We start from the raw sequence: 20,542 nt of genomic DNA on the forward strand, positions 1-20,542 counted from the left end.
GAAACCATATAGTCGACCGAATTTCCGACCGACGCTGCTTCGGCCGGAGAAGTACGCGCCCGCGGTGGTCCGCCATCCGCGGGTTTTTCGTACCCGGCGGCCTGCTGCTGCCGAACCGAAATCCTGTCCCCCTCACCTGAGGTCACGCCAAAATATGTCGCCCAACGCGCCCGCCGACGACCACCATGACGACATCATGTACCCCTCCGCCGTGCCGTTCCTGCTGGTCCATCTCGGCTGCTTCGCGGCCTTCTGGTCGGGCGTTACCTGGGAGGCCGTCGCGATCTGCGGTGCACTCTATATCGTGCGCATGTTTGGAATCGGAGCAGGCTACCACCGCTATTTCTCGCATAAGGCTTTTGCGACCGGCCGGGTGTTTCAATTCATCCTAGCCTGCCTCGCGCAGAGCAGCGCACAGAAGAGCGTGTTGTGGTGGGCGGCCAAGCATCGGCACCATCATCTGCATTCCGATACCGAATTGGATGTACATTCACCGCGCCAACGCGGCTTCCTGTACAGCCATGTCGGCTGGATTTTTCACCGGCAGCACGACGCGACCGACCTCGTGAAGGTCGGCGATCTCACGGTTTATCCGGAGCTGATGTGGCTGCATCGGCTGGAGCTCCTGCCGGCCGTTGCGCTTGCAGCGCTCTGCTTCGCAGGTGCGGGGTGGTCGGGTCTGGTGGTCGGCTTCCTGTGGAGCACGGTGCTGGTCTATCATGCGACCTTCTGCATCAACTCCCTCGCCCATGTGCATGGACGCAAGCGCTACGTGACGGGCGACGATTCCCGCAACAACTGGCTGCTGGCGTTACTCACTCTCGGTGAGGGCTGGCACAACAATCACCACGCCTATCAGAGCAGCGTACGGCAAGGCTTCCGCTGGTGGGAAATCGACGTGACCTATTACGTCCTGAAGGTGCTATCGTGGTTCGGAATCGTCTGGAACATGAAGGCGCCGCCCGAACTGGTGCTGCGCAACGAGCAGCCGCTCGGTGCACGGGTCATCAATCGGGCGGCCCGTCAGCTTGCCGGACGGTTCGACGCTCACGCGCTGGCGCACGCGATCTCGTCGGCGCTGCACCGCGCTGATCTCGCCCAGCTGCAGCTGCCGACGCTGCACGACGTCCTCAATCGCGCCCATGACAGCGTCGATGCGCTGACGCATCTGCACCTGCCGAAGATCCCGACCCGCGACGAGTTTCTCGCCGAAGCCAGGGCGATGTTCGCGCGAACGCGATCGCTCAACGAGATCGTCGACCACGCCTACGAGCACTTTTTGACGTCGGTTCGCGCGCAGCTCGTCACGGTGCGCTGACCAGGGTGACCTGCAAGGCAATCTGAACGTCGCGGCTGCCCAGCCGCAGTCCCCTCAAAACCAAACCGCCCGCCTGCGGGTTGCGCAGACGGGCGGCTCGGGGCCATCAGGACTTTGGGGGCATGCGCCTGAAGGCTTTGAGAGGTATTGGCTTCAGATCAGCCCTGCGGCTGGTCGGTCGGCGGCGGGGTCGGACGCGTCTTGTGCTGCGCCATGAACTGGTCGAACTCTTCCTTGTCCTTGGCGTGACGCAGACGGTCGAGGAAGTTCTTGAACTCGACCTGCTCTTCCTCAAGCCGGCGCAGCGTCTCAGAGCGGTATTCGTCGAAGGCGCGGTTGCCGGAGGACGGCGGGCCGAAGCCAAAGCCGAAGCCGCGGCGCTCCATGCGATCGCGCATGCGGTCCATCTTGTACTGCATCTTTTCCATCTTGTTCTGCCAGCGATCCTGGTGGCTCCAGCACGACATTCTTCTGCTCCCGAGTGTGAAAAAGAGAAGGGCAAGTCCGATCGGCCACCAGATGATGAAGCCGAGAATGGTCACGGCAATCCAGCCGGGATGCCAGGGCGTGTCGAGCATGCGGGGACGCTCGTATTGTTGGTATTGGTCCGAAGGGCCGCGCCATCGATTGACATCAGCGGTGTAGGCCATTTCCCATCTCCATCACGGCACCAGCGCCGTTGTGAATGTAAATAACATTTACATAGCTAGACCATCCCGCGATTTTGTCAAGCTGGCCGCCCCACAGGGCCGGGGAATTATTTGCGCAATTTTATTTCGGCTTGCCCCAAGGACCACCGGGAGCACCACCTGGAGCACCGCCCGGCGGCACGGCTGAACCGGAGGATGCCTCCGGTGGCACCGGCGGCGGCTCGGCGCCCTTGGCCGGCGGTCGGCGATCGGTCGGGAAGCCGAGCCCGCGCAGATAGATCAGCACCTCGGCCTCCAGCAGCTCGTCCGGCGACATCGGCAGCTTGCGCCGCGCAGCATCGCCCCGCGAGAATAGCGAGGCCACGCCATGCGCCATCGACCAGATGTGAAGCGCCATCATCATCGCCGGCGGACGCGGTGTGCCGGGCGGGGCCAGCGCAGCAAGCCGCTCGGCCGCGGCGCGGATGATGTTGAAGGCGCGTTCGCTGGCGGCCTGCAGCGCCGGATTGGCATCGACCGGCAGGCCGGATTCGAACATCGCATTGTAGAAGGCCGGCTCCTCGCGGGCGAAGGCGAGATAGGCCCTGCCGACGCGCTCGAACGCCGTGACCGTATCGGGCCGGCCGTCGTCCCAGGCCGCAGTGAGACGCGCCTCGAACTGCTCGAAGCCGCGCTGGGCGATCGAGGACAAGAGCTCGTCGCGATCGCGGAAATGCCGGTAGGGCGCCGCCGCACTGACGCCGGCCATGCGCGCGGCATCGGCGAAGGTGAAGCCGGCCGCCCCCTTCTCGGCGATCAGCCCGAGGGCGGCCTGCAACAGGGCTTCCTTCAGATTGCCGTGGTGATAGCCGCGCTCGGCGCGGCGCTCCTTGCGCCAGCTCATGTGAACGGCTTTTACATGAGCCGGGCGTGAAGGTCACTAGCGGGAATCGCGCGTGATTAACCCGTACTTCCACGGTCCTGCCGGGCCGATGCGCCAGGCATCGCGCCCGGAAACGACGTCGCCTGGGCTACATCTGCGGAATCGGCAGCACGGGCATGACCTCGATCGCCTCGCCCGGGAAGATCGCAAAATGCGGATGGTTCTCGAACAGCTTTGCAGCTTCCTCCTGCGAGGCGGCCCGCACCACCGTGAAGCCGGTCAGCGCGTTGCTGATCTCGGTGATGCCGCTTCCGTCGATCCTGCGGGTCTTGCCGAGCGGGCCACCCATCTCGACGATGACGTCCTTGTGCTTCTCGACCCAGCCGTGCCAGGCGGCCATGCCCTCGCGCTCTTTGGCCTTGCGTTCGGCCTCGGGCAGCGCGCGCCAGGCTGCCATTTTCGATCCGCTCATGCTGCCAAGATAGACGGCGAGAAATTTGTGTTCGGCGCTCATGGATATCTCCTCTGGTTGATTGATTGGAAAATCGGGTAGCGGCAGTCTCGTCTACTTCTTCAGGTCGCCAAACCCGGCCACGATCTCCTGCACTTCAGGAGAGTAGTCGGTCGTCTCGTGCACCTGGCGGATCTCGATGATTTCGTTCGGCGAGGCCGGGCACTTCTTGGCCCACGCGATCGCCTCGGCGCGCGAAGCGACGTCGATCATCCAGTAGCCGCCCAGAACTTCCTTGGCTTCCGCGAAGGGACCGTCGGTCACGATGGGCTCGCCGGTCGCGAACGACACGCGCGCGCCCATCGACGGCGGATGCAGGCCGTCCAGCGTGATCAGCACGCCGGCATCCTTCAGCGCCTCGTTGTAGCGCATCATCGCGGCGACGCGCTCGGGATCGAGTTGGACGTCCGCCGGCGCGCTCTCGTAGCCGAGCGGGATCATCAGCATCATGAATCGCATGGTGTTCCCTGGTTTCACTGTCGGGAGAGCGGCGACGGAGCCGCCCGCCCTCACCTCCAAGACGAATGAACTCCCGGGGAACCGACATGGTGCCGGAAACTATTTTCGCCGCGCTAGCGCGGCTGCGGCAGGAAACGGCCATCCTGCCGGGCGGCGCCGAAATAGACCTCGATCCGCCGGACCTTGCCGCCGGCGAAGGTGAAGAACTCGGTGTTGCGAAAGCTCCTGCCATCCGTTGCCAGGCAGCAATAGGTGACGAAGGCCTCATCGCCTCGGACGAAAATCCGCTCGATGTCATGCCGCGCGATCCAGCCGCTGTCCCTCCAGCAGCGTTCGAAATAGGCCGCCTTGTCGAGGTCGTCGTCGAACGGACTGGTGAAGCGGAAGTCGTCGGCGAGCGCGTCGGTCACCCGCTGCCGATCATTGGCGAGATAGGCGGCGAACAAGTTCCGGATCACGCGCTCATGGTCATCAGGCATCGATAGTCTCCGCAGCAAGCATCCCTGTGGAAGACGATTCACAACCGGCCGCGCCGACAACGCCCGCGGACTGCAGCAGCACGACGCGAAAAGTAAGGAGAATCCGGATCCGGACCTCCGCGGGAGCGCAGCTCCACCGGCATAAGCCTTTCTCGCCGGGACCAAAGCGCAGTAATAAGGAGCCCGCGCTCACGCGCGCCCATTTTCGACACAGGACAGACCAGCCCATGCCGCATGCCCCGCAAAAAGTCGCCCTCGTCACTGGAGCCGCGCGCGGCATCGGGCTTGCGACCGCGAAGAAGTTCCTCGGCGAGGGCTGGCGCGTGGCGCTGCTCGACATCGAGGGCGAGCTGCTCGGCCGTGCGGTCGCCGGGATCGGCCAGGACGAGGCCACGCTGGCGCTGACCTGCGACGTCTCCGACGCGGCGGCGGTCGGCGCCGCGATGACGGCGATCGAGCGGCGGTTCGGCCGGCTGGACGCGCTCGTCAACAATGCCGGCATCGCCGTGTTCGCGCCGCTGATGGAGACGTCGGATGCCGACTGGCGCCGCGTGCTCGAGGTCAACCTCGCCGGCCCTTTCCTCTGCACCAAGGCCGCGGTGCCCCTGCTGCGCGACAGCGATGGCGGCGCCATCGTCAACATCACCTCGATCTCGGCAGTGCGCGCCTCGACGCTGCGCTCGGCCTACGGCACCAGCAAGGCCGGCCTTGCCCATTTGACGAAGCAGCTGGCGGTCGAGCTCGCCTCGCTCAACATCCGCGTCAACGCGGTCGCGCCCGGACCGGTCGACACCGAGATGGCCAAGCAGGTGCATACCAAAGAGATCCGCGCCGACTATCACGACGCCATTCCGCTCAACCGCTACGGCCTGGAGGAGGAGCTCGCCGAAGCGATCTATTTCCTGTGCTCGGATCGATCGAGCTACATCACCGGCCAAATTTTGGCCGTCGATGGCGGCTTCGATGCGGCGGGCATCGGCCTGCCGACGCTGCGCGGGCAAAGGCGGAACGGGTAGAACCTTGTAGGGTGGGTTAGCACTGCGGCGCGCGAAGTGCGGCCGCCGAGCGCAACCCACCTCTTTTCACGCGGCGAGAAAGATGGTGGGTTACGGCAACGGACTGCGCTTTCGCGCAGCCATAGGCTAACCCACCCTACGAAACCGAGTTGGTGGAGAGTTCATGCGACGCGTCATCTTCCCCATGGTCCTGATGCTCGCATCCGCGCTCGTCGCCGCCACGCCTGCTGTCGCCGAAATCCGCATCATGCAGTCGCCGGGCGGACAGGTCGGGCCGTTCCTCGATCTGTTCGAGAAGGTGCGCCAAAGCGGCGAGCGCGTGGTGATCGACGGTCCCTGCCTGTCCGCCTGCACGCTGGTGCTGAGCATCGTGCCGGGCGAGCGCATCTGCGTGACGAGGCGCGCCGTGCTCGGCTTCCACGCCGCGCGTTCGGTCGACCAGCGCGGGCGCATCTATGCCGAGCCGGAAGCATCCGAGGCGGTGCTTGCCGCCTATCCCGGGCCGGTGCGCGACTGGATCAGCCGCCGCGGCGGACTCACCTCGCGGCTACTGCTGCTGAAGGGGCGCGATCTCGCCGCGATCTATCCGCGCTGCCGGTGACGCCTGGGCGCCGTGTGACTGCGATCAGTCCGCCACTGTGCGGCGATTAGGCAGTTCGGCACAATTTCCCGTCCGCGCCCCCCGAATCCGCTCAAGTGCTTTGCAATGGCTGCACAATTTACGCGGTTTGCAGCTTTTCGCCGCGGTTTATGATGAATTTGGCCAGACTGAGGCCGCGGCGGCGACACAATCTCAGCAGTGGTCACGGACTAGATGGTTTTGCCTTTTCAAGATTGCTCATTTTCAAGCGGGTCGCACACTATGCAGCCCATCGATTTTCTCTACCGCCTGTCGGACCAGGGACGGATCGTCCTCGGCCCGCTGAGCTCCGAGGAAACCGTCGAGTTCGAATTGCTGTCGCGACGCGACCGCGAGGGCCTGATGGACCTCGCATCCGAGCTGCGGCTGCTCGAGCTCTATGTGAAATATGTCGGCTCGGGTGCAGGCGCCGCGCCGCCGCCACCCGACCGGCACGGCATCGAGCCGCCGCGACCGAGGAGACCCACGCCCTCCCGGACGGCGCGACCGCGCAACTACATCGTCTCGATGCTTGTCATCGCAAGTGTCAGCTTCACGCTCATCGCATTGCTCGTGAGCTGACGGGCAAGCGCGCCGGCGACGTTGCGCCGGTCACACGCTGCATGGGTTCTAGAAGAACCTCTGGATCATCTGCGCCAATTCCATGCTTGCGCAGATGAGCATACCCCAGAGTGCAAAGTTGATCTGTAGCGCCGCCGCCATCGGTCGCTCCCCTTCCAAGTCACGCCCATCCCAGTTTGTAGAATTTATGAAGGAATGATTAGCGATTCTGACGCGCTGTTCACAGCCTATTATTGCGCCAGTTGTTGTGCGATGCGGGCCGCACCTCTCCACGAAGCGGCCGCACTGCTCTCGCAAAGTGATGCGAGAGTATGATTCCTTATTCGGCCATGCCGGCCACGTCGTTTCCCTTAAGTTCCATTTAACTGGCGCGATGCAATACTTCCCGGGCGGAATTTGCGTGTCGCGTACCGCTTCAAGGGTCCGGCATGATGCGACACGGCTTCTTCTTGCTCACTTTTTGCGCAGCGCTCATGGGATGCGCGGTCGCGCCGGCGCAGGAGCGTCGTCCGATCGCATGGGATGGCCTCGGCCAGAACCCGAATCGCACTCACGTCACAAAGCGGCGCACCGCCAGTCCCGTATCTGCGCAGGACAATTCTGCGCAGGACAATCCCAATCAGGAGCGGGAAAAGGTGCTCGCCACCTTGCGTCCCTACTCCGAAGCGTGGTGGGCAGTCCACGACGAGATCGAAGCGGAGAACGACAAGCAGCTCGGCACCAAGCTAGTGATCTGCCCGCGCTGCGTTGAGACCTCGCCGCCTGGCGAAGCCGTGACCGGATCGATCCGGTGAGAGGCATACGCGTCGATCGGCACATGACGTTACGGCCTGGCCGCGCCCCTTGCTCGCATCGATCGAGAGAGGCGCGCCGCCGGGCGTGTCAGGCGACCGCTGCCGTCACATTCCCTCGGCCGGGCAGTTCACCATCCAGGGGATGCCGAACCTGTCGACGCACATACCAAAACCCTTGGCCCAGAACGTCTTGCTGAAGGGCATGGTGACCGAACCACCGTCGGCGAGCGCGTTGAACTTGCGCTCGGCGTCCGCGACATCAGCGATCGTCAGCGAGACCGAAAAGCCTTGCGGCTTGTGAAAATGCTCGCCCGGTGCGTCGGAGCCCATCAGCACGCTACCGTCGGGCAGCGTCATCCGCGCATGCATGATCATCTTCTCGCGGCCGGGCGCGGCGGGCATGTCCGGCGGCGCGTCGGATGCACGCATCATCGCGTCGATCTTGCCGCCGAGCACCTTGGCGTAATGGGTGAATGCTGCTTCGCAGGTGTCCTGATAGAATAGATAGGGATTGAGCATCGTTTCTCTCCTTTTCGTTTCCTGGACAATCGTTGGCGTTATTTCTCGGTGAGCTTCTTGAGGCTCGCGAGACCGGCCTCGAAATCCTTGCCGATCATGCTGTCCATGTTGATGAAGACCTGCATCACCTTGGACAGGAACGGAGCCGGACCGTACATCGCCCATGTGACCAGAGTAGTCTCGCCTTGCGGCACAAAGGTGAACTCGGCGGTGTTGTGGCCCTCAAAGGGTCGCTCGAAATCGAGCTTGATCCGAAGCTTTGACGGCGAGTTCGCCTCGAGGATCTCCATGTGACCGGCGCCGACATTGTTGTTGCCGTCCCAGGCATAGGTCGCACCCTTTCCTGCCGCGGCGCCTCCGAAAGTCCGCTTCATGGCCGGATCGCGGTTCTCATAGGGAGACCAGTTGGTCCAGAAGCGGAAATCGGCGACCTGCGGATAGATCGCGGCGGCCGGCGCCTTCATGGCGAGGGAACGCTCGACGCGGAAGGTGTCGGGTTTTGTCAATGCGAAGACGAGGATGCCCGCGATCCCGACCGCAAGCACGATGGCAATGATGGCAATGGCTTTCAGCATGAATGACTCCCCGGATACGGGAATAAGACGAAGGGGAACGGCGGGGGCCGACAATTGATGGGACGAAATTATCCTCCCGTCATTCCGGGGCACCCGAAGGGTGAACTATGGTGCGCAATTGCGCACCTGAGAATCTCGAGATTCCGGGTTCGGTCCTGCGGACCGCCCTGGAATGACGGTGTGGTTGATGTCAGGGACGAGCCCAGCATGGCAATGTGGGGCACCGCGCCCTACTTCGCCTTCGCGCTTTCCTTTGCCTTCGGCTGGCTATCCCGGATCAGCCGGTCGAGATGCATGCGGATGTGGGCGGCTTCGGCCGACGTGTTGGCCAGCGCAATGGCGCGGTCGAAGGCGACGCGCGCTTCGTCATTGCGGCCGAGCTGCATCAGGAAGGCGCCGCGCACGCCATAGAAATGAAAGTAGTTGGCAAGTTTCGGCGCCAGCGGCTCGATCAGGTCGAGTGCGGCCTGCGGCCCGCGCACCTTGGCGACCGCGACGGCGCGGTTGAGCGTCACCACGGGCGAAGGCTGCGCCAGTTCGAGCGCGCCGTAGAGAAGGTCGATCTGGGCCCAGTCGGTCTCCTCCGGCGCCGCTGCGCGGGCATGGAGCGCGGCGATCGCGGCCTGGATCTGGTACGGCCCGCTGCGGCGATGGCGCATCGCCTTGTCGATCAGCGCCAGCCCCTCCGCGATCATTGTGCCGTTCCACAGCGAGCGGTCCTGGTCGTCCAGCAGGATCAGCGAGCCGTCCGCGGCAAAGCGCGCGGCGCTGCGTGCATGCTGCAACAGGATGAGCGCGGTGAGCCCCATGATTTCAGGCTCGCTCGGGAACAGCCGCAGCAGCAGCCGCGCCAGGCGGATCGCCTCCTCACACAGCGGTGTGCGGATCGCCGCGGTGTCGCCGCTCGCCGAATAGCCCTCGTTGAAGATCAGGTAGATCATCGCCGCGACGCCGGCGAGCCGCTCGGAGCGCTCGATTGCGCCCGGCGTCTCGAACGGCGTCCCGGCCTCGGCGACCTTCGCCTTGGCGCGCGTGATGCGCTGCTCCATCGCCGCGTCCGAGACCAGGAAGGCGCGGGCGATCTGCTTCACGGTGAGACCCGAGACGATGCGCAGCGCCAGCGCGATCTGCTGCGTCGCCGGCAGCTGCGGATGGCAGCAGATGAACATCAGCCGCAAGATGTCGTCGCGATAATGCGATCCGTCGAGCCGCTCGGCCAGCGCTCCCTCGGCGTCGTCGAGGTCGGAGATTGCCTGGTCGTCCTCGGGCAGCGGCCGCTGCTTGCGGGTCCGGCGCACCTCGTCAATCGCGACGTTGCGGCCGACCATGATCAGCCACGCGGCGGGATCGCGCGGCGGCCCGTTCTGCGGCCAGGTTTTCAGCGCGCGCAGGCAGGCGTTCTGGAAGGCTTCTTCGGCAATGTCGAGATCGCGGAAATAGCGCAGCAGCGCGCCCACCGCCTGGGGTCGCGCCGAGGTCAGCGCAGTCTCGATCCAGGCGGTTTCGGTGTCGCTCACGTCAGGTTTCCTCCGGGCCGGAACACGCCGACGGGACGCACCTCATAGGCGCCGCCCGGATTGGCTGCGCCGAGGTCACGCGCGACATCGAGCGCGTCGTCGAGGTTCTTGCAGTCGACGATGTAGAAGCCGAGCAACTGTTCCTTGGTCTCGGCATAGGGACCGTCGAGCACCAGCGGCGGGTCCTCCTTGCGCAAGGTCGCCGCCGCGGTGGTCGGCAAGAGGCGCGCCACCGGCCCGAGCCGGCCCTGCCGAGTGAGCTTCTCCTGCACCACGGCGAGCTTCTTCATCACGGCCTCGTCCTGCTCCTTGCTCCAGGAGCCGACGAAATCCTCATCGTGATAGCAAAGAATCGCATAAAGCATGGGCAGCCACCTTCCCTGACCTCTTGTTCTGAAGACGGTCCAATATGCCCTGCCCCGACAGGGCTGCGGAAAGATTTTGCAAGAAAAATCCGGCAGATCGTGCCAAGGAGGGCCTTCTCAAGCGGAACCTTATGAGGCACTTCGAATGACCCTGGGCACACTGGCCGTCCTGATCAACAGCACGCAGCAGAACTGGCTGCCGGAACGCTGGAAGGCCCGGTTCGATTCGGTCTGCGGCGGCCGCCGCGTGGTGCTGCTGCCCGCTCCCGGGCTCGATCCGGCCGAGGTGCACTATGCGGCGGTGTGGAAGCCGGTGCCGGGCGATCTCGGCTCGTTCCCCAATCTGCGGGCCATCTTCAATCTCGGCGCCGGCGTCGATGCGCTGATGGCCGACAAGAGCCTGCCCGACGTGCCGCTGGTCCGCGTCGCCGTACCTGACCTCACCAACCGCATGACCGAATATGTCGTGCTGCACGTTCTGATGCACCACCGCCAGGAGCTGTACCTGCGGGACTCGCAGCGCGCCAAGCGCTGGGAGCCGAAATATCAGTGGCCGGCAAGCGCGGTCACGGTCGGCATGATGGGCCTGGGTACGCTCGGCGCCGATGCGGCCGACGTGCTGCGGCGGTTTGGATTCCGTGTCGTCGGCTGGAGCCGCAGCCCGCGCACGATCGAGGGCGTCGAATGCTTCCATGGCGCCGCCGGGATGGACGCCTTCCTGCGCGCGACAGACATCCTCGTCAGCCTTTTGCCCCTGACTCCGGACACGCACGGCATTCTCAACCGCGACGTCTTCTCCAAGCTCAACCGCAAGGGCCCGTTCGGTGCACCCGTGCTGATCAACGCCGGCCGCGGCGGCTTGCAGAACGAAGCCGACATTCTGGCCTGTCTCGATGACGGCACGCTCGGCGCCGCCTCGCTCGACGTCTTCGTGCAGGAGCCGCAGCCGAAGGACAGCCGGTTCTGGACCCATCCCAAGGTGCTGCTGACCCCGCACAACGCCGCCGACACCGACGCGGAAGCCATCTCGGCCTACGTCGCCGAGCAGATCGCAAGATTCGAGGCGGGCGGAGCGCTGGAGAATGTGGTGGACCGGGTCAGGGGGTATTAGGGCTACACGCGGCCGCCACACCCCGGTGTCGTCCTGGCGAACGCCAGGACCCATTACCCCAGGGAGCAGTCGTGGTGCGAAGTGGCAACCACGAGTCTTCGCCAAACCAGATTCGGTGGCTATGGGTCCTGGCGTTCGCCAGGACGACATCGGAGTTTTTGGCACGCGCCCACCGTTTCACTCGCACCTCCCCCACAACCACCCCGCTTCCCCGCCCCCGTTCACCCTCTCTTAGCGAGAAGTTGATAGGCGTTCTTAACCAACGCTCAAACAACGAGTCGGACATGCGGGCGAGCCTCGGCCTCAGGATGCGGATCACGATTGCGCTGGCGGTGACGGCGGCGGCGACCGCGCTGATCGCGGTGCTCGGCGCGATGTGGATCATCGCTGGGATCATCGACCGCGCCGACCAGCGCGAGCTGCGCAGCCATTACGATGCCCTGCAATCGCGCATCGCCGAGGAATCGCATCGCGCCGCCGCGATGAGCGCCGTGGTGGCGGCAATGCCGGCGACGCAGGAAGCGATGGCGAAGCAGGACCGCGAGGCGCTGGTGCGCCTGTTCGGGCCGGTGTTTGCCGCCATCAAGGCCGACTATGGCGTCGACCAGTTCCAGTTCCACGTGCCGCCGGCGACCTCGTTCCTGCGCGTGCACCAGCCCGCCAAATTCGGCGACGACCTCTCCGGCTTCCGCAAGACGGTTCTCGCCGCCAACCAGGACCGCAAGGTCGTGGTCGGGCTCGAGGGCGGGGTTGCGGGGCTCGGCATCCGCGGCGTGGTGCCGATCGCGCAAGGGACCAAGCATCTCGGCAGCGTCGAGTTCGGCCTGACCTTCGGCCAGCCCTTCTTCGACGACTTCAGGACCAACCGCCACGTGGATGTCGCCTTCCATCTCGCCGACGGCTCGGGCTTCAAGCTGTTCGGCGGCACGCTGAAGGGCAAGAGCTTCTTCGACGCGGCCGATTACGGCCGCGCCGCCGGCGGCGACTTCACGGTGCGACGGGCCAGGCTCGATAGCTCGCCGGTCGCCGCGCTGCTCGGACCGATCAAGGATTTTTCGGGCAAGCCGCTCGGCGCCGTCGAGCTCGTGATGGACAATGCCGATTACGAGGCCTCGGCCGACCGCGCCTGGTGGCTTTCGATCGGCATCGCCGCGCTCGGGCTCGTGCTCGCCGCGATCGTCGGCTATCTCATCGCCCGCAGCATCTCGCGCCCGATCCTGTCGATCACGTCAGTGATGCGCGAGCTCGCGGCCGGACGGCTCGACGTTGACGTTCCCGCCAGCAAGGCGAATGACGAGGTCGGCGCCATGGTGAAGGCTGTCGCGGTGTTCCGCGACAACGCTGTGAATTTTGCGAAACTCCAGGCCGAGCAGCTCGAAGCCAAGGCGCAGTCCGAAGCGGAGAAGCGGCGCGCCTTTGCCGCGCTTGCCGACAATTTCGAGGCCAGCATCCGCGACGTCGTCACTACCGTGTCCGCCGCGGCGGTCGAGATGGAGCACACCGCGCGCTCGATGTCGGCGATCGTCGCGCAGTCGCGCGAGCAGACCCGCACGGTGTCGTCGGCCTCGGCCCTCGCGTCGGAGAACGTGCAGACGGTGGCGGCGGCCGCGGAAGAATTGTCCTCGTCGATGACCGAGATCAGCCGGCGGCTGGCGCATGCGACCGAGGTGGTCGGCAAGGCCGCCAGCGACGGACGGCAGTCGAACGCGCGCGTGCAGAGCCTGGCCGATGCCGCACAGAAGATCGGCGACGTCGTCTCCTTCATCAACGGCATCGCGGGGCAGACCAACCTCTTGGCGCTCAATGCGACGATCGAAGCAGCGCGCGCGGGCGAAGCCGGCCGCGGCTTTGCCGTGGTCGCCTCCGAAGTGAAGGCACTCGCGACCCAGACCGCGAAGGCGACCGAGGAGATCGGCGCGCAGGTAACCGCGGTACAAGGAGAGACCACCGGCGCGGTTGACGGCATCCAGTCGATCTGCACGACGATTCAGCAGGTCGACGAAATCTCCGCGGCGATTGCCGCCGCCGTCGGGCAGCAGGGCACGGCAACGCAGGAGATCGCGCAGAACGTCCAGCAGGCCGCCGCCCGCACCGGCGAGGTCTCGCAGAACATCGCGGGCGTCACCGACGGCATCGCAGCCACGGGCACGGCCGCCGAGGAAGTGCTGGGCTCGGCGATCGAGCTGGCGAAGCAGTCGCAGCGGCTGCGCGACGAGGTGGATCGGTTCCTGGCGCAGATCCGCGCGGCGTAAGCGGGGCTGTAAATTGGGGTCGTCCTGGCGAAGGCCAGGACCCATTACCCCAAGGAGAAGTTGCGGCGCGCAGGCGGCAACTCCGAGTCATCGCCAAACTGCATTCGGTGGTTATGGGTCCTGGCTTTCGCCAGGACGACGTCGGGGAGATGGTGTGCGCTACATACTCCCTGCCGTCCCGACAGCTCAAGTCTTGGCGCCCGCCCCCACCATCACATCGATCGCGCCCTTCACGATCGCCTCGAGCTCCTTGCGGGGGACGCGGGCGCGCGAGCGGATGGCGATGGTGTGGACGGTTGCGGAGGCGATCTGCGCCAGCGCGATTGGATCGGCGCTCTCCGGCAACTCGCCTTTCTCCCTGGCGCGGCGGAAACAACTTGCAAAAGCCTTGTCCAGGCCAGTGAGGCCGTCGAGCACCATGGCGCGGATCTCGGGATCGCCGACGGCCTCGGACGCCGCGGTGACGACCGTGAAGCAACCGCGCGGACCGGTGTCGCCGGACAGATAGATGTCCAGCGCGGACGCGTAGATGCGCTCCAGCCGCTGGCGCAGCGGCATCTCCTGGCGAAAGATCTCGACCATGGCAGCGGCGGCCTCCTCGCGATAGCGCTGATAGCTCTTGATGTAGAGCTCGCGCTTGTCGCCGAAGGCGCCGTAAAGGCTCGGCCGGTTCATGCCGGTCGCTTCGCTGAGATCGTCGAGCGAGGTGGCCGCAAAACCCTGCTTGCGAAACAGGTCGAGCGCCTTGCCGAGCGCGATATCAGGCTCGTAGGCGCGGGGACGGCCGCGGCGCTTAGGTTGGCCGCGGCGCTCGGGTTCGCCGCGGCGCTCGGGCTCATTGGAAGCAGCTGGCGGCTTCGATTTTTGTACCATTTCGCAATTTAATCCTTGACCACGGATATATTATGCAAGATGGTACAAAAATCAATCTGGCCAGGTTGAGCGACACCCAAAGAGGAATTGCCCAAGGAGGCTACAGATGGATCTCTATTTCTCGCCGCTCGCCTGTTCGATGGCGACGCGCGTCGCGCTGTATGAAGCCGGAGCCGAGGCGAACTATCTCGAAGTCGATCCGCCGACCAAGAAGGTGCTGAACGACGGCTCCGACTTCCGTACCGTCAACCCGATCGGCCTCGTGCCGACGCTGCGCACCGACGAGGGCGTGGTGCTGACCGAGAACGCCGCGATCCTGCAATATGTCGCGGACCGTTTTCCGCAATCCGACCTCGGCACCGCGCAGGGCATCGACCGCACGCGCCTGCATCAATGGCTGTGCTTCATCGGCACCGAGCTGCACAAGGGTCTCTTCCTCCCCTTGCTCGACCGCAAGGCGCCGCAGGAAGCCAAGGCCTATGTGCTGGAGAAGAACCTGTCGCGGCTCGACTATCTCGACGACTACCTGAAGGGGCGCGAGTTCCTGCTCGACCATTTCAGCGTGGCCGATGCCTACCTCGTCACGGTCATCAACTGGACTATGGCGACGCCGCCGATCGAGCTTGCGAAATGGCCGAACGTGAAGGCGTATTACGAGCGCCTGCGTCAGCGGCCGTCGGTCGCAAAGGCGATCGCGGAGGAGTTCGAGCTGTACAAGGTCGAGCTCGCACGGAAGAAGGCGGCGGCCTGAGGCCAACGCCGTATGTCGCGCGGCAGCGACGCCGTCCCGGCTCAGTCGGGACAGGCGTCGTTCCGTCGCGCAGCTCGACTATCTCGGCGCCTGCAGCACGATCCCATAGCGGCCGTAGATCCGGTCGATCGTACCGTCGCTTCGCAGCCGCTCCACTGCTCCGTCGATGGCGTCGCGCAACGCATCGTCCGGACGGATCATGCCGACGGCGACGTTCCAGTTGAGATCGACGACGCTCTCGTCGCGATCCAGGATCCGGAGCGCCTTGTCCGGATGCGTCAGATTGAAATAGCTCGCCGCGGTGGGCGTGACGGCGGCGGCATCGATCTCATGGTTCGACACGGCCTCCAGGCTGTCGCTCTCGAAGCCGAAGGTCGACGTCGGCACCCGTCGTTGACCGATGATCATGGCCGCGATCGATCCGACCTGCACGCCCACCTTGGTCGCCGCGTTGAGGCTTCCGAACGAGGTGAGCGTGCTGGATGACGGCACCGCGAGCGCGACGCCCGTGCGATAATACGGTTTCGAGATCCGCAAGCGGGTTTCGCTCTGCGCTTCGCGGTCGGCGATGACGTCCAGAAGAATGTCGCAGCCGGCGCTGCGCATCTGATACTGCGTGATGATCCAGTCGAGCCTGAGCGAGACACCGAGCTCGCGTGCCAGCACCTGCCCCAACTCCACTTGAAAGCCGGGCGGATCGCCGGCCTTGCGCGCAAAGGGAAGCGAATTGGGATGCGCGCACAGCCCGATCACGCCGCTCGAACGGATTGCGTCCAGGGTTCGCGCCGGCGCCGGTCCCGACAGAACGATGGCGGCAGCGACGATGAGCGGGACAGATGCCTTCATTCCGCGTTCTCTTCTGGATGGATCGGGCCTTGATGGATCAGGTCCTGGCGATTCAACCCTCGCGCGGTTTCAAGGCGCGGATGTATTTGACGATCTGGTCGATCTGGGCGTCGGTGAACGCACCGTCGAATGCCGGCATCGCCCCCTGCTTGCCGCGCTTGATGCGGTCGCGAATGAAGTCGTCGTCGCGCGGCGAGTTCATCAGTTGCGGCCCCTTGCCGGCTGCCCGGCCACCGTCGGAGTGACAAAAGCCGCAAGTCCCCGCGAACACCTGCTCGACCTCGAGCGTCCCATTCTCGGGCGCGGGCGTGGCGGATTGTGCTCGAGCCATAACAGCGCACAGCAACGAGGCGGCCAGCCCCGCCGCAATCGTTTTCAAATGCAATCTCAACACGTCCGCTCCATTCCTGAATCACGCCGCCGCTTCGATCGACCGGGGAGCGGGCTTGCGCCCGCTTCCCGACGAACGTTTACGGCAGACTATTTCAGGCTGAAGACGACGAGGGCACCGTCGTCACGCGGCATGCTCTTGTAGACGCCGCCGAAGTTCGGCGCATATTCGTCCGCAAGCATGCCGCCGAAGCCTGCGGTCACGGCGATATATTGCTTGCCGCCCGCGGAGTAGCTGACGATGCCGCCCTGGTGGCCGGTGCCATTGTTGTGCTTCCACAGCTCGGCCCCGGTTTCGGCATCGTAGGCGTGAAGGACGCCGCGGGAATCAGGCACGAACACGAGATTGCCGGCGGTCGACAGCACGCTCCCGAGCGGCGGCTCGGGGTAGCGAACCTCCCATTTCTTTGCCCCCGTGATGGGGTCGCGCGCGTCGAGGTGTCCGTAGATCTCACCGCCAGGGGGCGGCGCCATCTTGAAATCGGCGCCGATGTTGAGCTGAACCTGCGGCGTGGTGACCGGCGTCGTCTTCTGGATATCGAGCGTCATGCACCATTCCTGGCCGATCTTGTAGTAGAGACCGGTCTTCGGGCTGTACGAGCCGGCATTCCAGCTGATGCCGCCGCCGATGAACGGACACAGCGGCGGTTCGGTGACTTTGCCGACCGGGAAATCGCGACGGCCGATCAACGCGCCGGTCTTGGGATCGATATCCTTGACGAAGTTGATGTTCTCGACCAGCCGCCAGACGTTCTTCACGCCGAGATTGCGGTCGTAGACGAAGACGAAGCCGCCCTTGTTCGGATGGACCACGTATTTCTGGCCGTCTCGCTCGAGCATCACGAACTCGCCAACGGCGCTGTCAAAGTCCCAGGCATCGTGCGGCAGCTCCTGATGATAGGATTTCAGCTTTCCGGTATCGATATCGAGAGCGATCACTGAACTCGTATAGAGATTGTCGCCGGGACGCGCCCCTTGCGTCTTGTAATCGGCGCCCGACCAGTCGTAGAGCGGCGCCGGGTTTGCGGTGCCCCACAGGATGGTGTTGGTCTCGGAATCGTAGGTGCCCGGCATCCAGCCGCCACCGCCGCCGGTGCGCCAGGAATCGTTGCCCCAGGTCTTCATGGCCTCGTCGGTGCCCGCGACCGTCAGGAACTCCCACTTCTTCTTTCCAGTGGTGGCATCGACCGCGAAGATCGGGCCGCGGCCCGGCCATTCGCCACCTTGCGCGCCGATGATCACGCTGCCCTTCGCGTAAAGCGGCGCGCCGGTGAAGCCGACCGTGAGCTTCTGCGAGTCAATCAGCCTGGTCTCCCAGAGGACCTTGCCGGTCTTCGCATCGAGCCCGAAGAGACGACCGTCCATCGTGCCGACGAAGACCTTGCCTTCGCCGAGAGCTACGCCGCGGTTGTAGGGAGAGTGGGTCTGGCGACTGATGAGCGCCTCATCCAGCTCCGGAAAGAACGACCAGAGGACCTCGCCCGTCGCGCCGTTCAGCGCGAAGACACGGCTGTAGGAACCCGAGTAGTACAGCACGCCGTCGGCCGCGAGCGGCATCGACTGCAGTCCGCGCGTCGATCGTCCGGGAATGTGCATCCAGGCGACGCCCAGATTGCCGACGTTGTTCGCGTTGATCTGCGCGAGCGGGCTGTAATGATGGGATTTGTATGAACCGTGATAGGTGAGCCAGTCGTTCTGGCCGGCGCCCTCGATCCGGGCCGTATCCACGGTTTGGGCCAACGCCGCCGACGCCGCGAATGCCGCAACGGCGAGAACAGGTAAGCCCGTGTTGAGCCACTGCTTCCTCATATGCACTTCCTCCCGCTTTGTGTTTATTGATTGCGTCTCGTGAACGCCGCTGCGAGGAATGTTTGCAGTTCAGTACGCGTCGATTGTCCTCCACCGGACATGAGCTGCCAACAAATGCCCCCTCTCTCGGCGCATGTCGCCAAGGGAGCCGCGTTCACTGCCGTGATTGCTGTCGCACGTCTGCTTGCACAGCGTACGACGGATCACAGAACGTGCAAAGACGGAATGCGCGCGGGGGGCGAATTGGCGCAGAGGGCGAATTGAAACGACAGCAGCGCTGACCGTTCGATCGCTATCGGAGCGAAACAGCTATCCGTAAAGCACCCGCGGCAGGATCGTGACGATGCCGGGCCAGAGCGTCAGCAGCAGCACGAAGCCGACCATGATCATCAGGTAGGGCATCGTGACGCGCGCGATGTAGCCGAGGCCGTCTTCGGTCAGCCCCTGGATCACGAACAGGTTGAAGCCGACTGGCGGCGTGATCTGCGCCATCTCGACCGCGAGCACGAGGAAGATGCCGAACCAGATCTCGTCGAATCCGGCGCCCTTCACGATCGGTAGCACGATCGGCAGCGTCATCACGATCATCGAGAAGCCGTCGAGGAAGCAGCCGAGGATCAGGTAGAAGATGACCAGCACCACGATCAGCATGAAAGGCGACAGGCCGAGCCCCTTGACGAAGGCGGCGACGGCCTGAGGAATACCGAGGAACGCCGCCGCATTGCCGAGGATCGAGGCGCCGAGCACGATCAGCGCGATCATCGAGCAGGTCACGACCGAGCCGATCAGCACGTCGCGCATCACCTGCTGCGACATCGAGCCCTGCGCCCAGGCCACCAGCCCCGCGCCGAGCACGCCGACGGCGGCGGCCTCCGAGGGCGTTGCGAGCCCGCCATACATCGAGCCGAGCACGCAGGCGATCAGGAACAGTGCCGGCGCGAGGTCCTTCAGCGCGGCGAAGCGTTCGCCCCACGGCACCCGCGAGAGCTTTGCTTCCGTCTCCGGCACCATCGCGGGCTTGAGGCTGGTGTGCAGCATCACCCAGCCCATGAAGGTCGCCGCGAGCAGCAGGCCGGGCAAAACGCCTGCGGTAAAAAGCTTCAAGATCGAGACGTCGCCGAGCACGCCGTAGATGATCATGATGTTGGACGGCGGAATCAGGAAGCCGAGCGTGCCGGCGCCGGCGAGCGAGCCGATCGCGATGTCGCGCGAGTAGCCGCGGCGCAACAGCTCGTTCAGCGACATGCGGCCGATCACCTGCGTGGTCGCGGCCGACGAGCCCGAGATCGCCGCGAAGATGGTGCAGCCGATCACGTTCACATGCAGCAGGCGGCCCGGCAGCAGCCCGGCCCAGGGTGCCAGGCCCTGGAACAGCGAACGCGACAGGCGGGTGCGGAACAGCAATTCGCCCATCAGGATGAACAGCGGCAGCGCCAAGAGCTCCTGCGTGGTCAGGATGTTCCAGGCATATTGCGGTAGCAGCTTATCGAGCGGGATCGAGCGGAACGTCGCAAGCAGCAGCGTCGCGGTGAGCGCAAGCGTGAGGCCGATCCACACGCCGCAGGCCAGCAGCGCAAACAGGATCGCGAACAGGGCGAGGACTTCGATGGTCATGCGATCTTGAATCCGGGTGCGGGCAAGGCGGTCATTCGACGGGAGAGGCCTTCATGCGGTGATCCTCCAGCGGCAGGCCGAGCACGGCCTGGATCGCGCGCGCCAGGAACTGGAGCGTGAGCAGCAGCATGCCGAAGGTGACGACGGCTTGCGGAAACCACAGCGGCGTATCGCTCGAGGTCGAGACCTGGCCGCGCACGAACGCGCTCCAGGCGAACTTCGCCATCGCCGAGGTCAGGAACGCCATGAAGGCGAAGCCGGCCGCGGCCGAGAGGATTTCGAGCGCGCGCTGCACCGGCGCCGGCGCGTTCTTCAGAAGCAGCACGACGCGGATGTGGCCGCCGACGCGCAAGGTCATGGCGGCGCCGAAGGTGAAGGACGCCGCCATCAAGTAAGAAGAGTATTCCCACGCGATCGAGATGCTCGGCGGGAAGAACGGCAGGAAGTTCGAGAGGAAGCGGGTTGCGACCTCACACAGCATCAACAGCGTCAGCATGAGCAGACAACCGCCGCCGATCCAGCCGTCGAGCCGGCCGAGGCGATCGATGCCGTCGAGGACGATGCGCAGCGGCGCGGGCGCCGCTGCATTGAGGCTCTGCGGTGCTTCGGGCGAAACGCTCACCACGGCTC

General features: G+C 64.9%; 23 protein-coding genes. 8 read left to right on the plus strand and 15 right to left on the minus strand.

What is annotated here, in order from left to right; all coding sequences use genetic code 11:
* Nucleotides 1–154 precede the first annotated feature (154 nt).
* Complete coding sequence (locus tag JQ592_RS09760) at nucleotides 155–1,318, plus strand: acyl-CoA desaturase (protein ID WP_211402659.1); 1,164 nt, start codon at nucleotides 155–157, stop codon at nucleotides 1,316–1,318.
* A gap of 158 nt (nucleotides 1,319–1,476) precedes the next feature.
* On the opposite strand, the gene JQ592_RS09765 is transcribed toward JQ592_RS09760, so the two are convergent.
* From JQ592_RS09765 to JQ592_RS09785, 5 genes are all read right to left on the minus strand, one after another.
* Nucleotides 1,477–1,968, minus strand: a complete 492-nt coding sequence (locus tag JQ592_RS09765; protein WP_211402660.1) for a DUF2852 domain-containing protein — start codon at nucleotides 1,966–1,968, stop codon at nucleotides 1,477–1,479.
* 121 nt (nucleotides 1,969–2,089) lie between these two features.
* The gene (locus JQ592_RS09770) at nucleotides 2,090–2,851 is read right to left on the minus strand and encodes a TetR/AcrR family transcriptional regulator (protein ID WP_211402661.1); all 762 of its coding nucleotides are present in this window, start codon (nucleotides 2,849–2,851) and stop codon (nucleotides 2,090–2,092) included.
* A 127-nt stretch (nucleotides 2,852–2,978) separates the two neighbouring features.
* Nucleotides 2,979–3,344 carry a YciI family protein gene (locus JQ592_RS09775; RefSeq protein ID WP_211402662.1) on the minus strand — a complete coding sequence of 122 codons (366 nt, stop codon included), beginning with the start codon at nucleotides 3,342–3,344 and terminating at the stop codon, nucleotides 2,979–2,981.
* A 51-nt stretch (nucleotides 3,345–3,395) separates the two neighbouring features.
* Nucleotides 3,396–3,800: a YciI family protein gene (locus JQ592_RS09780; RefSeq protein WP_211402663.1), complete on the minus strand. Its 405-nt coding sequence runs from the start codon at nucleotides 3,798–3,800 to the stop codon at nucleotides 3,396–3,398.
* A gap of 113 nt (nucleotides 3,801–3,913) precedes the next feature.
* Nucleotides 3,914–4,279 (minus strand): nuclear transport factor 2 family protein, encoded by a 366-nt coding sequence (locus JQ592_RS09785; RefSeq protein WP_211402664.1) that lies wholly within the window; start codon nucleotides 4,277–4,279, stop codon nucleotides 3,914–3,916.
* Nucleotides 4,280–4,506: 227 nt separating this feature from the next.
* Between JQ592_RS09785 and JQ592_RS09790 the strand changes: the two genes are divergently transcribed.
* The 4 genes from JQ592_RS09790 to JQ592_RS09805 all read left to right on the plus strand — a co-directional run bounded on the left by JQ592_RS09790 (nucleotide 4,507) and on the right by JQ592_RS09805 (nucleotide 7,290).
* Nucleotides 4,507–5,295: an SDR family NAD(P)-dependent oxidoreductase gene (locus JQ592_RS09790; protein WP_211402665.1), complete on the plus strand. Its 789-nt coding sequence runs from the start codon at nucleotides 4,507–4,509 to the stop codon at nucleotides 5,293–5,295.
* Between the two features lie 184 nt (nucleotides 5,296–5,479).
* Nucleotides 5,480–5,896: a hypothetical protein gene (locus tag JQ592_RS09795; RefSeq protein WP_246820347.1), complete on the plus strand. Its 417-nt coding sequence runs from the start codon at nucleotides 5,480–5,482 to the stop codon at nucleotides 5,894–5,896.
* A gap of 261 nt (nucleotides 5,897–6,157) precedes the next feature.
* The gene (locus JQ592_RS09800) at nucleotides 6,158–6,496 is read left to right on the plus strand and encodes a hypothetical protein (protein WP_211402667.1); all 339 of its coding nucleotides are present in this window, start codon (nucleotides 6,158–6,160) and stop codon (nucleotides 6,494–6,496) included.
* 428 nt (nucleotides 6,497–6,924) lie between these two features.
* The gene (locus JQ592_RS09805) at nucleotides 6,925–7,290 is read left to right on the plus strand and encodes a hypothetical protein (RefSeq protein ID WP_211402668.1); all 366 of its coding nucleotides are present in this window, start codon (nucleotides 6,925–6,927) and stop codon (nucleotides 7,288–7,290) included.
* A 105-nt stretch (nucleotides 7,291–7,395) separates the two neighbouring features.
* Here the strand turns inward: JQ592_RS09805 and JQ592_RS09810 are convergent, their stop codons facing one another.
* From JQ592_RS09810 to JQ592_RS09825, 4 genes are all read right to left on the minus strand, one after another.
* Nucleotides 7,396–7,809, minus strand: a complete 414-nt coding sequence (locus JQ592_RS09810; RefSeq protein WP_211402669.1) for a VOC family protein — start codon at nucleotides 7,807–7,809, stop codon at nucleotides 7,396–7,398.
* Nucleotides 7,810–7,847: 38 nt separating this feature from the next.
* Nucleotides 7,848–8,384, minus strand: coding sequence for an SRPBCC family protein (locus JQ592_RS09815; protein ID WP_211402670.1), 537 nt, complete (start codon nucleotides 8,382–8,384; stop codon nucleotides 7,848–7,850).
* A 230-nt stretch (nucleotides 8,385–8,614) separates the two neighbouring features.
* Nucleotides 8,615–9,901 carry an RNA polymerase sigma factor gene (locus JQ592_RS09820; protein ID WP_211402671.1) on the minus strand — a complete coding sequence of 429 codons (1,287 nt, stop codon included), beginning with the start codon at nucleotides 9,899–9,901 and terminating at the stop codon, nucleotides 8,615–8,617.
* Nucleotides 9,898–10,266, minus strand: a complete 369-nt coding sequence (locus tag JQ592_RS09825) for a YciI family protein (protein ID WP_211402672.1) — start codon at nucleotides 10,264–10,266, stop codon at nucleotides 9,898–9,900. Before JQ592_RS09825 ends, JQ592_RS09820 begins: the two co-directional genes overlap by 4 nt.
* A 145-nt stretch (nucleotides 10,267–10,411) precedes the next feature.
* On the opposite strand from JQ592_RS09825, the gene JQ592_RS09830 reads away from it, so the two are divergent.
* A complete protein-coding gene (locus JQ592_RS09830) occupies nucleotides 10,412–11,377 on the plus strand; it encodes a 2-hydroxyacid dehydrogenase (RefSeq protein WP_211402673.1) in 966 nt (321 codons plus the stop codon).
* 284 nt (nucleotides 11,378–11,661) lie between these two features.
* A complete protein-coding gene (locus JQ592_RS09835) occupies nucleotides 11,662–13,629 on the plus strand; it encodes a methyl-accepting chemotaxis protein (protein WP_211402674.1) in 1,968 nt (655 codons plus the stop codon).
* 186 nt (nucleotides 13,630–13,815) lie between these two features.
* On the opposite strand, the gene JQ592_RS09840 is transcribed toward JQ592_RS09835, so the two are convergent.
* Nucleotides 13,816–14,502, minus strand: a complete 687-nt coding sequence (locus JQ592_RS09840) for a TetR/AcrR family transcriptional regulator (protein ID WP_211402675.1) — start codon at nucleotides 14,500–14,502, stop codon at nucleotides 13,816–13,818.
* A gap of 106 nt (nucleotides 14,503–14,608) precedes the next feature.
* Between JQ592_RS09840 and JQ592_RS09845 the strand changes: the two genes are divergently transcribed.
* Entirely contained in the window at nucleotides 14,609–15,253 is a 645-nt protein-coding gene (locus JQ592_RS09845; protein WP_211402676.1) for a glutathione binding-like protein, read from the plus strand.
* Nucleotides 15,254–15,331: 78 nt separating this feature from the next.
* Here JQ592_RS09845 and JQ592_RS09850 read toward each other — a convergent pair whose 3' ends face one another.
* From JQ592_RS09850 to JQ592_RS09870, 5 genes are all read right to left on the minus strand, one after another.
* Nucleotides 15,332–16,099: a substrate-binding periplasmic protein gene (locus JQ592_RS09850; RefSeq protein WP_211402677.1), complete on the minus strand. Its 768-nt coding sequence runs from the start codon at nucleotides 16,097–16,099 to the stop codon at nucleotides 15,332–15,334.
* A 52-nt stretch (nucleotides 16,100–16,151) separates the two neighbouring features.
* Nucleotides 16,152–16,430: a c-type cytochrome gene (locus JQ592_RS09855; RefSeq protein WP_246820335.1), complete on the minus strand. Its 279-nt coding sequence runs from the start codon at nucleotides 16,428–16,430 to the stop codon at nucleotides 16,152–16,154.
* A 149-nt stretch (nucleotides 16,431–16,579) separates the two neighbouring features.
* Nucleotides 16,580–18,298 carry a pyrroloquinoline quinone-dependent dehydrogenase gene (locus JQ592_RS09860; protein WP_211402679.1) on the minus strand — a complete coding sequence of 573 codons (1,719 nt, stop codon included), beginning with the start codon at nucleotides 18,296–18,298 and terminating at the stop codon, nucleotides 16,580–16,582.
* 309 nt (nucleotides 18,299–18,607) lie between these two features.
* On the minus strand, nucleotides 18,608–19,912 hold the full coding sequence (locus JQ592_RS09865) for a TRAP transporter large permease (RefSeq protein WP_211402680.1): 1,305 nt from the start codon (nucleotides 19,910–19,912) through the stop codon (nucleotides 18,608–18,610).
* A gap of 31 nt (nucleotides 19,913–19,943) precedes the next feature.
* Complete coding sequence (locus tag JQ592_RS09870) at nucleotides 19,944–20,537, minus strand: TRAP transporter small permease subunit (RefSeq protein WP_211402681.1); 594 nt, start codon at nucleotides 20,535–20,537, stop codon at nucleotides 19,944–19,946.
* Nucleotides 20,538–20,542 lie beyond the last annotated feature (5 nt).

Origin of the sequence: Bradyrhizobium iriomotense (assembly GCF_018129405.1) — a bacterium.
Classification (GTDB): Bacteria; Pseudomonadota; Alphaproteobacteria; order Rhizobiales; family Xanthobacteraceae; genus Bradyrhizobium; species Bradyrhizobium iriomotense_B.

Coding starts and splice junctions, on each gene's coding strand:
- JQ592_RS09760 (WP_211402659.1), top strand. CDS start 155: ATGTCGCCCAACGCGCCCGCCGACGACCACCATGACGACATCATGTAC.
- JQ592_RS09765 (WP_211402660.1), bottom strand. CDS start 1,968: ATGGCCTACACCGCTGATGTCAATCGATGGCGCGGCCCTTCGGACCAA.
- JQ592_RS09770 (WP_211402661.1), bottom strand. CDS start 2,851: ATGAGCTGGCGCAAGGAGCGCCGCGCCGAGCGCGGCTATCACCACGGC.
- JQ592_RS09775 (WP_211402662.1), bottom strand. CDS start 3,344: ATGAGCGCCGAACACAAATTTCTCGCCGTCTATCTTGGCAGCATGAGC.
- JQ592_RS09780 (WP_211402663.1), bottom strand. CDS start 3,800: ATGCGATTCATGATGCTGATGATCCCGCTCGGCTACGAGAGCGCGCCG.
- JQ592_RS09785 (WP_211402664.1), bottom strand. CDS start 4,279: ATGCCTGATGACCATGAGCGCGTGATCCGGAACTTGTTCGCCGCCTAT.
- JQ592_RS09790 (WP_211402665.1), top strand. CDS start 4,507: ATGCCGCATGCCCCGCAAAAAGTCGCCCTCGTCACTGGAGCCGCGCGC.
- JQ592_RS09795 (WP_246820347.1), top strand. CDS start 5,480: ATGGTCCTGATGCTCGCATCCGCGCTCGTCGCCGCCACGCCTGCTGTC.
- JQ592_RS09800 (WP_211402667.1), top strand. CDS start 6,158: ATGCAGCCCATCGATTTTCTCTACCGCCTGTCGGACCAGGGACGGATC.
- JQ592_RS09805 (WP_211402668.1), top strand. CDS start 6,925: ATGATGCGACACGGCTTCTTCTTGCTCACTTTTTGCGCAGCGCTCATG.
- JQ592_RS09810 (WP_211402669.1), bottom strand. CDS start 7,809: ATGCTCAATCCCTATCTATTCTATCAGGACACCTGCGAAGCAGCATTC.
- JQ592_RS09815 (WP_211402670.1), bottom strand. CDS start 8,384: ATGCTGAAAGCCATTGCCATCATTGCCATCGTGCTTGCGGTCGGGATC.
- JQ592_RS09825 (WP_211402672.1), bottom strand. CDS start 10,266: ATGCTTTATGCGATTCTTTGCTATCACGATGAGGATTTCGTCGGCTCC.
- JQ592_RS09830 (WP_211402673.1), top strand. CDS start 10,412: ATGACCCTGGGCACACTGGCCGTCCTGATCAACAGCACGCAGCAGAAC.
- JQ592_RS09835 (WP_211402674.1), top strand. CDS start 11,662: ATGCGGGCGAGCCTCGGCCTCAGGATGCGGATCACGATTGCGCTGGCG.
- JQ592_RS09840 (WP_211402675.1), bottom strand. CDS start 14,502: ATGGTACAAAAATCGAAGCCGCCAGCTGCTTCCAATGAGCCCGAGCGC.
- JQ592_RS09845 (WP_211402676.1), top strand. CDS start 14,609: ATGGATCTCTATTTCTCGCCGCTCGCCTGTTCGATGGCGACGCGCGTC.
- JQ592_RS09850 (WP_211402677.1), bottom strand. CDS start 16,099: ATGAAGGCATCTGTCCCGCTCATCGTCGCTGCCGCCATCGTTCTGTCG.
- JQ592_RS09855 (WP_246820335.1), bottom strand. CDS start 16,430: ATGGCTCGAGCACAATCCGCCACGCCCGCGCCCGAGAATGGGACGCTC.
- JQ592_RS09860 (WP_211402679.1), bottom strand. CDS start 18,298: ATGAGGAAGCAGTGGCTCAACACGGGCTTACCTGTTCTCGCCGTTGCG.
- JQ592_RS09865 (WP_211402680.1), bottom strand. CDS start 19,912: ATGACCATCGAAGTCCTCGCCCTGTTCGCGATCCTGTTTGCGCTGCTG.